Source organism: Bacteroides sp. MSSM.1001136sp1_RTP21357st2_D2_RTP21359_211015 (assembly GCF_040913205.1).
GTDB lineage: Bacteria > Bacteroidota > Bacteroidia > Bacteroidales > Bacteroidaceae > Bacteroides > Bacteroides ovatus.
On record NZ_JBDFVF010000051.1, the window covers coordinates 26,458 to 34,081 of the forward strand.

Annotated in this window: 9 protein-coding genes; 2 read left to right on the forward strand and 7 right to left on the reverse strand. The window is 41.8% G+C overall.

The features are described from left to right. The first annotated feature begins 376 nt into the window (after positions 1-376). Entirely contained in the window at positions 377-622 is a 246-nt protein-coding gene (locus tag AB5217_RS23265) for an RNA recognition motif domain-containing protein (RefSeq protein WP_004297160.1), read from the forward strand. 65 nt (positions 623-687) lie between these two features. Here the strand turns inward: AB5217_RS23265 and AB5217_RS23270 are convergent, their stop codons facing one another. Together AB5217_RS23270 and AB5217_RS23275 are read right to left on the reverse strand one after the other, a co-directional pair. Further along, complete coding sequence (locus AB5217_RS23270; RefSeq protein WP_004324648.1) at positions 688-1,458, reverse strand: ABC transporter ATP-binding protein; 771 nt, start codon at positions 1,456-1,458, stop codon at positions 688-690. Beyond that, positions 1,455-2,198 carry an MlaE family ABC transporter permease gene (locus AB5217_RS23275; RefSeq protein ID WP_004297154.1) on the reverse strand — a complete coding sequence of 248 codons (744 nt, stop codon included), beginning with the start codon at positions 2,196-2,198 and terminating at the stop codon, positions 1,455-1,457. Before AB5217_RS23275 ends, AB5217_RS23270 begins: the two co-directional genes overlap by 4 nt. A 75-nt stretch (positions 2,199-2,273) precedes the next feature. Here AB5217_RS23275 and lptB point away from each other — a divergent pair, with 75 nt between their 5' ends. Further along, positions 2,274-3,035 carry an LPS export ABC transporter ATP-binding protein gene (gene lptB, locus AB5217_RS23280; protein ID WP_004297152.1) on the forward strand — a complete coding sequence of 254 codons (762 nt, stop codon included), beginning with the start codon at positions 2,274-2,276 and terminating at the stop codon, positions 3,033-3,035. Positions 3,036-3,141: 106 nt separating this feature from the next. Here the strand turns inward: lptB and der are convergent, their stop codons facing one another. From der to AB5217_RS23305, 5 genes are all read right to left on the reverse strand, one after another. After that, complete coding sequence (der, locus tag AB5217_RS23285) at positions 3,142-4,455, reverse strand: ribosome biogenesis GTPase Der (RefSeq protein ID WP_004297149.1); 1,314 nt, start codon at positions 4,453-4,455, stop codon at positions 3,142-3,144. Between the two features lie 48 nt (positions 4,456-4,503). Beyond that, complete coding sequence (era, locus tag AB5217_RS23290) at positions 4,504-5,385, reverse strand: GTPase Era (protein ID WP_004297147.1); 882 nt, start codon at positions 5,383-5,385, stop codon at positions 4,504-4,506. A gap of 86 nt (positions 5,386-5,471) precedes the next feature. Next, positions 5,472-6,479 (reverse strand): beta-ketoacyl-ACP synthase III, encoded by a 1,008-nt coding sequence (locus tag AB5217_RS23295; RefSeq protein WP_004297146.1) that lies wholly within the window; start codon positions 6,477-6,479, stop codon positions 5,472-5,474. Positions 6,480-6,566: 87 nt separating this feature from the next. Continuing rightward, positions 6,567-6,752, reverse strand: coding sequence for a 50S ribosomal protein L32 (gene rpmF / locus AB5217_RS23300; RefSeq protein WP_004296852.1), 186 nt, complete (start codon positions 6,750-6,752; stop codon positions 6,567-6,569). Positions 6,753-6,764: 12 nt separating this feature from the next. Beyond that, a complete protein-coding gene (locus AB5217_RS23305) occupies positions 6,765-7,343 on the reverse strand; it encodes a YceD family protein (protein WP_004297143.1) in 579 nt (192 codons plus the stop codon). Between the last annotated feature and the right edge of the window lie 281 nt (positions 7,344-7,624).

Sequence of the window (7,624 nt, forward strand, 5' to 3'; positions counted from 1 at the left end):
ATCTTTCAAATTTCAAAAGACATTGCAGATTTATTTCAGCAACGCCACCCATCTTTCACACATCTTTTATCGATATTTCACTGATATTCCATCTATAAACAAGATAAAATCACCATCAACACCCACCCCGCCAGGTTCCCCCGGCCTACTTTTTTTCTGATAATCCGCAAATTAACTTTCCAAAAAGATGGTTAATCCAAAAATTATTCTTTTCTTTGTTGCGGATTGATGGACCATTAGTTTCTCGATTTGATTACAAGGTTTTTACTTCCGTTACCAAAACGCATTTGTAAACTCTCTGTCGTTTTAATCTTTTTATTAGTAACCATCTATCCAGAGAGTTTTATTCATTTATTTATTTTTTATCATTTTCATTATGAACATTTATGTTGGAAACCTTAACTACCGTGTTAAGGAAGGAGATCTGCAACAAGTGATGGAAGATTACGGAGCAGTATCATCAGTTAAAGTTGTTATGGACCGTGAAACCGGTAAATCCAAAGGATTCGCTTTCATCGAAATGGAAGACGACGCTGCAGCTGCAAAAGCTATTGCTGAATTGAACGGAGCTGAATACATGGGCCGTACAATGGTAGTTAAAGAAGCTAGACCTAGAGCTTAATTGCCGACGCTAACATAGCTAAGAAAAAAAGAAACTTCTGTCACCCGATGACAGAAGTTTTTTTATTACCCTTCCATTCCCTGCACTTCCACGTCCTTCACCTTACGGAGCAAGTCGGAAGCAAAGATAAAGTTATTCAGTCGTTCATTAGTAGAAGTAAAGATATCATCTTTCGTACCTTCCCACTCTTTATGTCCCTCATAAATATAAATCACCTTCTCACCAATTCCCAATACAGAGTTCATATCATGCGTATTGATAATGGTCGTCATGTTATATTCCTGCGTAATATCATGAATCAGATCATCAATCACCAATGACGTTTTCGGGTCCAGCCCCGAGTTCGGCTCATCGCAAAACAGATATTGCGGATTCAAGGCAATCGCACGCGCAATAGCCACACGCTTCTGCATACCACCACTGATTTCTCCCGGAAACTTATCTTTCGCTTCCCCCAGATTCACACGATCCAGACAGAACATCGCCCGTTTAATCCGGTCACGCAAGATATCGTTGCTAAACATATTCAGTGGAAACATCACATTATCAAATACGGTCATAGAGTCAAAAAGAGCCGCACTCTGGAAAATCATTCCCATTTCCTTGCGAAGCATCTTCTTCTCCTTCTTCCCCATCAGCACAAGGTTACGTCCGTCATACAAGACTTCCCCTTTCTCCGGAGTTAACAATCCTACAATACATTTCATCAACACCGTCTTACCGGAACCACTCTGACCGATAATCAAGTTTGTCTTTCCATTTGCAAAGTCAGCATTAATATCACTCAATACTGTCTTGTCATCAAATGATTTATAAAGTCCTTTAATCTCAATCATCCCATCAAAAGTTTAGTTAATATCAAGTCTGAAAACAGAATTAATACACTGCTGGATACTACGGCATCCGTAGAAGCCTTTCCTACAGCAATCGAACCTCCCTCTACCGTGTATCCGAAGAAAGCGGACACACTTGCAATTATAAACGCAAAAAAGAGGGATTTGATGATACCCGCCCAGATAAACCATTCGTTAAACATATACTGCAAACCATATTCGAGATCGACAGCATTCATAACCCCGGCAAACCAACACGTGCAAAAGGCACCGATGATTCCGGCAAAGATACTAAACGTCACTAGAATAGGAATAACAGTCACCATCGCCGTAATCTTAGGCAAAATCAGGTAGTTCGCCGAATTGATACCCATAATTTCGAGCGCATCAATCTGTTGCGTCACCCGCATCGTTCCTAATTCCGAAGCGATATTCGACCCGACTTTTCCGGCAAGAATCAAACACATGATGGAAGAAGAAAATTCCAGCAACATAATTTCACGTGTCACATATCCCACTGTCCAGCGGGGCATCCATGGACTTTCGATATTCAACTTAATCTGGATGGTAATCACTGCGCCGATGAAAAACGAAATCAACAGCACAATACCGATGGAGTTCACACCTAGCTGCTCCAACTCGTTAAGGTATTGCCGGAAGAACATACGCATACGTTCGGGGCGGGAAAAAGTCCGACCCATCAGCATGAAATATCTCCCGACGGTTCTCAATGCTTTTATCATAACTCACACTATTTGTCTGCAAATGTACATTATTTCAGCTTATTTTTACTACATTTGCCGCAAAATAACTAGAATATGGAAGAAAGCAAGATGGTGCTCCGCACGGAAGACCTGGTTAAGAAGTACGGTAAACGAACCGTTGTAAGCCACGTTTCCATCAATGTGAAGCAAGGTGAGATTGTAGGTTTGCTGGGACCGAACGGTGCCGGTAAGACGACTTCATTCTATATGACTGTAGGGCTGATTACTCCTAATGAAGGACGTATTTTCCTCGATGACCTGGAGATTACCAAATATCCGGTTTACAAACGCGCACAAACGGGAATCGGCTACCTTGCACAGGAAGCTTCCGTTTTCCGCCAGATGAGCGTGGAAGATAATATCGCCTCTGTACTGGAAATGACCAACAAGCCCAAAGAATATCAAAAAGAGAAACTCGAAAGCCTGATTGCAGAGTTCCGTCTGCAAAAGGTACGCAAAAATAAAGGTAACCAGTTGTCGGGAGGTGAGCGCCGCCGTACAGAGATTGCCCGTTGTCTTGCCATCGACCCCAAATTCATCATGCTTGACGAACCTTTTGCCGGTGTCGACCCGATTGCCGTAGAAGATATCCAGCAAATTGTATGGAAACTGAAAGACAAGAATATCGGAATCCTGATTACCGACCACAACGTACAAGAAACGCTTAGTATCACAGACCGCGCCTATCTGCTGTTCGAAGGAAAGATCCTTTTCCAGGGAACACCGGAAGAATTATCGGAAAATCAGATTGTACGTGAAAAATACTTGAGTAACAGCTTCGTGTTACGCCGAAAAGATTTCCAGTTGGAAAAATAAGTCTACTACAAAGTAATACAAGATCTCACAGAGATATATTTATAAAAAGACACGGATTGTCTCTCTATATATTCTATATAATTGAGACAATCCGTGTCTTTTTTATTTATTTCTGTCGAATATAAATATTAACCGGAGTACCTGTCAGATTCCATTTCTCACGCATCTTATTTTCGAGGAAACGTTTATATGGCTCTTTCACATACTGCGGTAAGTTGGCGAAATACACAAATGAAGGCACCTGTGTATTCGGCAACTGTGTGATATATTTAATTTTGATATACTTACCTTTATTTGAAGGAGGCGGATAAGCCTCGATCAACGGAAGCATTTCTTCATTCAAACGTGCGGTCGGGATCTTTGTCGTCCGGTTCTCATACACACTACGTGCTTCTTCAAGCACTTTCAGAATACGTTGCTTAGTCAGTGCAGAAGCAAAGATGATCGGGAAATCGACAAACGGAGCAAAACGCGAGCGAACAGCTTCCTCAAACGCTTTCTGTACTTTCACAGATTTATCTTCCACCAAATCCCACTTATTTATAACAACTACCAGACCTTTCTGATTCTTCTGAATCAGAGAGAAGATATTCAAGTCCTGCCCCTCAACACCTCTTGTAGCATCCAACATCAGAATACAAACATCCGAACCTTCGATAGAACGAATCGAACGAACGACTGAATAATATTCCAAGTCTTCATTTACCTTGTTTTTCTTACGGATACCCGCTGTATCCACCAGGTAAAAATCAAATCCGAATTTATTGTAACGAGTATAGATAGAGTCGCGGGTAGTTCCGGCAATCTCTGTTACGATATTACGTTCTTCCCCAATAAATGCATTTACAATGGAAGACTTTCCGGCGTTCGGACGCCCTACCACAGCAAAACGGGGAATATCATCATCCAGGATTTCTGATGATTCTTTCTTGAAATTGCTGACAATCAAGTCCATCAAATCACCCGTACCACTTCCTGTCATGGCAGAAACGCAATACGGATCGCCCAATCCCAGTTTATAGAATTCGGGAGCGTTATATTGCAAATCGTGATTATCCGTTTTATTGGCAACCATAATCACCGGACTATTAGCGCGACGCAGAATAGCAGCTACCTGCATATCCAAGTCAGTCACTCCATTCATCACATCCACTACAAACAGAATGACATCCGCTTCTTCCACAGCCAATAATACCTGCTTACGGATTTCCTCTTCAAAGACATCATCCGAGTTGACCACCCATCCACCGGTGTCAACCACAGAGAATTCACGGCCCAGCCACTCAGACTTGCCATATTGTCTGTCGCGGGTTGTACCCGCTTCTTCATTCACAATAGCCTGACGAGTCTTCGTCAGACGGTTAAATAAGGTAGACTTGCCCACATTCGGGCGTCCTACAATTGCAACTAAATTACCCATAGTTCAATACCTTGTTTTTTCACGACTATCACAGTCTCATGAATACTCTTAATCTAACTGATAACCAAAATTGCGGAGTTCCTTATCCGAACTACGCCAATCCTTATCCACTTTCACATACGTTTCGAGGAAAATAGTCTTTCCAAAGAAACGTTCCAGTTCACGGCGAGCCTCGGTAGCCACCTTCTTCAACGCCTTTCCCTGTTTACCGATAATGATTCCTTTCTGCGAATCACGTTCCACGTTAATCACCGCCCGAATATGAATCTTCTTCGGTTCTTCCTTAAACTCTTCCACGACAACCTCCACCGAATAGGGAATCTCTTTATCGTAGTAGAGCAGAATCTTTTCCCGGATAATCTCATTCACGAAGAAACGGGCAGGCTTATCCGTCCACTGATCCTTTCCAAAATAAGGAGGAGAATCGGGCAGCAGTTCTTTGATCCGCTTCATCACATAGTCTACATTGAACTTTGATGTAGCAGAAATCGGAATAATTTCGGCTTGGGGAAGCAACTCTTTCCATTCTTCCACCAGCTTTACCAGTTTTTCCTGATCTGTAAGATCTATCTTATTGATGAGCAAGAGAACAGGCACCGTCATCTGACGCACCTTTTCCATAAACTCATTATTCTTATCCGGCGTCTCCACCACGTCCGTTACATAAAGCAAGATATCCGCATCCGTCAATGCCGAAGTAGAAAAATTCAGCATAGACTCCTGTAGCTTATAATTGGGCTTCAACACACCCGGAGTATCAGAAAAAACAATCTGCATCTCATCCGTATTATAGATTCCCATAATCCGGTGACGAGTAGTCTGTGCTTTGAAGGTAGCGATCGAAATACGTTCGCCCACCAAGACATTCATCAATGTCGACTTTCCGACATTCGGATTTCCTACGATGTTTACAAAACCTGCTTTATGCATTTCTCTTTATTTTATTGGTTGAGACAAAAAAACGCATCGAATCGAAATAGGATGCGTTTTTGAGTGTTATAATTCAGTAACTTACGTTACGATTCCTTCTTTCCATCATAACCCCATTTCACGTACACTGCACCCCAAGTAAATCCGGCACCGAATGCAGTGAAAATGATGTTATCGCCTTTCTTGAGTTTATCTTCATAATCCCAGATACACAGAGGAAGTGTAGCGGCACTCGTGTTACCGTAATGCTCAATATTTACCAACACTTTATCCATTGGCACATCCATACGGTGAGCCACAGCCTCGATAATACGGACATTCGCCTGATGCGGAACAATCCAGTTGATACTATCTTTCGTCAGACCATTCTTTTCTGCGATTGCAGCAGAGACATCCGACATGTTGGATACAGCATATTTAAATACTGTTCTTCCTTCCTGAAACAGATAGTGCATTTTATTGTCTACTGTGAAATAAGACGGAGGACAAACCGAACCACCAGCTTTCATGTGGAGGAAAGGCAAACCTTTGCCATCTGTTCTCAGTATCGAATCCATGATTCCGTAATCTTCCGTAGTGGGCTCCACCATAAAGGCAGCAGCACCGTCACCGAAAATAGGGCATGTAGCACGATCTGTATAGTTAACCATTGACGACATCTTATCGGCACCGACAATGATAATTTTCTTATATCTTCCCGAACGGATGAAATTAGCAGCTGTCTCCATCAAATACAGGAATCCGCTACAAGCAGCCTGCAAGTCGAAGGCAAAAGCATTCTTTAGTCCGAGTTTATCACAAAGAATAGAAGCTGTAGAAGGGAAGTGATAGTCAGGAGTAGTGGTAGCAACAACAACCAAATCGATATCATCAGGATTAGCACCAGTCTTCTTCATCAACTGTTTGGCAGCTTTGCGTGCCATGTATGAACTACCTAATCCTTCCTCATTCAGAATATGTCTTTCCTTTACTCCGATACGAGTCATAATCCATTCGTCGTTGGTATCCACCATTTTTGATATCTCGTCGTTAGTCAAGATATAATCGGGTACGTACCCGCCGACTCCTGTGATTACTGCATTTATTTTTTCCATCAAACCTATTTTAAATTAGCAATACTATAATACTTAAAGCAGCCGGAGAGTTTCACCCCCAGGCTGTTTTCAGTATAACTGTACTAATTATACAGCTGCTTCTTTCTCAATAGCGAGCTTGCCTCTGTAATAGCCACAAGCACCACATACAGTGTGGTAAACGTGCCATTCACCGCAATTCGGACAAATAGCCAATGTAGGAGCTACTGCCTTATCATGAGTTCTTCTCTTCGCTTGTCTCGTACTTGATTGTCTTCTCTTAGGATGTGCCATTTTCTTAAAACTTTAATTATTATCTAATATTTTTTTTAATTCATTCCAGCGGGGATCAATTTGTTCCTCCACTTCTTCCTCAATTACGATGTCATCTCCACCTGTGTCGAAAGTATCATCGCTATCCTCATTCGCATTTGTTTTCAAATGCTTGTTCAATTTACCAGTCATCGCTTTATTGCACTTACCGGGAGCATGTACATGCTTCATGGGTACAGAGAGCGCAACAAACTCATACATGAACCATGCAACGTTGATTTCCCCTTCTTCCTCGGGAATCACAATCAGGTTGTCACCTTCTTCTGCATATTCATGTCCAAACTTTACCATCAGTTTATCAGAAGAACTGATAGGTAGCTCCATATCATCCAGACAACGGTCACATGGTACTGATACCATTCCCTCAGTCTGAAAACTCAGCTCGAAAGCACGAGAGGTTCTTTTCACGGTCAATGTAACATTCACCTTTCCTTTCTGAACTTCAGGACCATCAATGTGAGCGAAGTAAAGGTTATCCAATACAAACTCATACTTAGCAGAGTCTGTTTGCATTCCTTTCAAGTCAATTTTGTATTTATCAAACTTTCCCAAAGCTTCTCTCTTTTTTAAATCGTTAGCTTACAATTCGGGCGACAAAGATACAAATAAATATCCTCATAACATACAAATTATCAGTAAATATTCACTTTTTTAATAGGTATTATGAGGTTTGTATCTGTTAAAAACGGCGATATAAATACCAAAGTAATAAAAAACAGAAAGCCTCGCCCGTCCAATAGACAAGCGAGGCTTCTTAAAAACGGCGGCTACCTACTCTCCCACTGTTACGCAGTACCATCGGCGTGACGAGGCTTAACTTCTCTGTTCGGAAT

What these genes read in the sequence shown, in the direction of transcription:
- AB5217_RS23265 (WP_004297160.1), top strand. Translation starts at nt 377, where the DNA reads ATGAACATTTATGTTGGAAACCTTAACTACCGTGTTAAGGAAGGAGAT.
- AB5217_RS23270 (WP_004324648.1), bottom strand. Translation starts at nt 1,458, where the DNA reads ATGATTGAGATTAAAGGACTTTATAAATCATTTGATGACAAGACAGTA.
- AB5217_RS23275 (WP_004297154.1), bottom strand. Translation starts at nt 2,198, where the DNA reads ATGATAAAAGCATTGAGAACCGTCGGGAGATATTTCATGCTGATGGGT.
- lptB (WP_004297152.1), top strand. Translation starts at nt 2,274, where the DNA reads ATGGAAGAAAGCAAGATGGTGCTCCGCACGGAAGACCTGGTTAAGAAG.
- der (WP_004297149.1), bottom strand. Translation starts at nt 4,455, where the DNA reads ATGGGTAATTTAGTTGCAATTGTAGGACGCCCGAATGTGGGCAAGTCT.
- era (WP_004297147.1), bottom strand. Translation starts at nt 5,385, where the DNA reads ATGCATAAAGCAGGTTTTGTAAACATCGTAGGAAATCCGAATGTCGGA.
- AB5217_RS23295 (WP_004297146.1), bottom strand. Translation starts at nt 6,479, where the DNA reads ATGGAAAAAATAAATGCAGTAATCACAGGAGTCGGCGGGTACGTACCC.
- rpmF (WP_004296852.1), bottom strand. Translation starts at nt 6,752, where the DNA reads ATGGCACATCCTAAGAGAAGACAATCAAGTACGAGACAAGCGAAGAGA.